The sequence below is a fragment of the Saccharomonospora iraqiensis subsp. iraqiensis genome, from assembly GCF_000430445.1.
Classification (GTDB): Bacteria; Actinomycetota; Actinomycetes; order Mycobacteriales; family Pseudonocardiaceae; genus Saccharomonospora; species Saccharomonospora iraqiensis.
Genome location: NZ_KE387093.1, coordinates 1 through 2243, shown reverse-complemented (window position 1 = coordinate 2243; position 2243 = coordinate 1). Strand labels below are relative to the sequence as shown.

Annotated in this window: 2 protein-coding genes and 1 pseudogene; all 3 read left to right on the top strand. The window is 73.3% G+C overall.

What is annotated here, in order from left to right:
- Positions 1-313: 313 nt before the first annotated feature.
- A complete protein-coding gene (locus ACTIR_RS0113330; RefSeq protein WP_034239943.1) occupies positions 314-1639 on the top strand; it encodes an ammonium transporter in 1326 nt (441 codons plus the stop codon).
- The gene (locus ACTIR_RS0113325; protein WP_007027200.1) at positions 1636-1974 is read left to right on the top strand and encodes a P-II family nitrogen regulator; all 339 of its coding nucleotides are present in this window, start codon (positions 1636-1638) and stop codon (positions 1972-1974) included. The genes ACTIR_RS0113330 and ACTIR_RS0113325 overlap by 4 nt, the downstream gene beginning before the upstream one ends.
- A gap of 10 nt (positions 1975-1984) precedes the next feature.
- Positions 1985-2243 (top strand): annotated as a pseudogene (locus ACTIR_RS23230) ([protein-PII] uridylyltransferase); the annotation flags it as partial.

Sequence of the window (2243 nt, the reverse complement as noted above, 5' to 3'; positions counted from 1 at the left end):
GGCAGCGTCGGGGGAACCGGGCGGGGCGCCGTCCCGCCGGGGTGGTCCCCGGGTGCGGGCGGTGGTGTGCTGGCCATGCCCGCCATTCGACCACGGGGTTTCCCGGCCGGACGACACGGTCCCCGCCCCCCCGCAACGTGGGCGTAACGGAGCGCCCGGAACGTTTCACGGCGCCGAAACGGCACACGTCACCGCACGCAACACGGGATCCCGACGCTGACCGGTGACGCGACGGGGGCGCCACGACGGCGGGGCGGCCCCGTCACCGGAACGGCACGGCGACGTGGTCGCCGCCGACAGCGAGGAGGCGGGCGTGGAAGGAAATACGGCCTGGTTGCTCACCAGCGCCGCCCTGGTGCTCCTGATGACGCCGGGGCTGGCGTTCTTCTACGGGGGCATGGTGCGCGCGAAGAGCGTGCTCAACATGCTGATGATGTGCTTCGGCGCCATGGGGCTGGTCGGGGTGCTGTGGATGGTCTTCGGCTACTCCGTGGCCTACGGCGGCGACATCGCCGGACTGCTCGGGAACCCGGTCGAGTTCCTCGGCCTGTCCGGGCTGATGACCCCGGAGGGCGATCCGACCTCCGGCACGGTCGACGTCGCCTTCCAGGCGATGTTCGCGATCATCACGACCGCGCTGATCGCGGGCGCGGTGGCCGACCGGATGCGCTTCGGGGCGTGGATGTTGTTCGCCGGGTTGTGGGCCACGCTGGTCTACTTCCCGGTGGCGCACTGGGTGTGGGGCGACGGCGGCTGGATCGACGAGACCGGCGCGCTGGACTTCGCGGGCGGCACCGCGGTGCACATCAACGCGGGTGCGGCCGCGCTGGGCCTGATCCTGGTGCTGGGCAGGCGCCTCGGCTGGCCCCGGGAACCGATGAAGCCGCACAACCTCCCGTTCGTGATGCTCGGGGCGGGGCTGCTGTGGTTCGGCTGGTTCGGGTTCAACGCCGGTTCGGCCTACGCCGCCGACGGCGTGGCCGGGATCGCGTTCGTCAACACGGTGACCGCGACGTGCGCGGCCATGCTGGGCTGGCTGCTGCTGGAGCGGCTCCGGGACGGCAAGGCCACCAGTCTGGGGGCGGCCTCCGGCGTGGTCGCCGGGCTCGTCGCCATCACCCCGGCGTGTGCCTATGTCGACACCTGGGGCGCGTTGACGATCGGCGCGATCGCGGGCGTGGCCTGCGCCGCCGCCGTCGGGCTGAAGTACCGCTTCGGGTTCGACGATTCACTCGACGTGGTGGGCGTCCATCTCGTGGGCGGGCTCGTCGGCACGGTGCTGCTCGGCTTCGTCGCCACCGCGGACGTCGTGGGCGGCGACGGGGAGAACGGTCTGCTCTACGGCGGTGACGCGGGGCTGCTGGGTGTGCAGGTGCTCAGCGCGGTGGCCGTGCTGGCCTACTCGGGCGTCGTGGCCGTGCTGCTGGGCCTGCTGGTCAAGACCGTCACGGGCGGCCGGGTCGACGCCGAGGCGGAGGCCGCCGGGATCGACGAGGCCGAACACGCCGAGTCCGCGTACGACTTCGGCGGCGGCCACGGCGGCAGGCCGGTGACCGCCGGACCCGCCGGACCGGGCGGAGCCGGCGTTCCCGCCGGGCCCGTCACGCACCCGAACACCGTCGAGGAGGCCAGGTCATGAAACTGATCACCGCGATCGTCAAGCCGTTCACGCTCGACGACGTCCGCACCGCGCTGGAACAGCTCGGGGTGCTCGGCATGACGGTGAGCGAGGTCCGCGGCTACGGCAGGCAGAAGGGACACACCGAGGTCTACCGGGGTGCCGAGTACGCCGTGGATTTCGTCGCGAAGTCCCGGATCGAGGTCGTCACCGACGACGCCGGGGTGGACGCGGTGCTCGACGCGATCGTCGACGCCGCGCACACCGGCAGGATCGGGGACGGCAAGGTCTGGGTCACGCCCGTGGAGACCGTGGTCCGGGTGCGCACCGGCGAGCGCGGCCCGGACGCGGTGTAGGGCGGCACCCGTGGCCGCAGGGGGACTCGCCGCGGCCGTCGACCGGCTGCTGGACGGCCACAACGGGGGTGCCGACCCGGCGGGCCTGCGCGCCGCGCTGGTCGATCTGTACGGGCTGTGGTTGCACGGGGCCGCCACGGCCGCGGGCGTCGATACCGCCGAACCCGGTGTCGCGCTCGTGGCCGTCGGCGGTCTCGGCCGTGCCGAGCCGGTCCCGCTGGCCGACCTGGACCTCGTGCTCGTCCACGACGGGCACCCCCGCGTCGCCG

Coding starts and splice junctions, on each gene's coding strand:
- ACTIR_RS0113325 (WP_007027200.1), top strand. CDS start 1,636: ATGAAACTGATCACCGCGATCGTCAAGCCGTTCACGCTCGACGACGTC.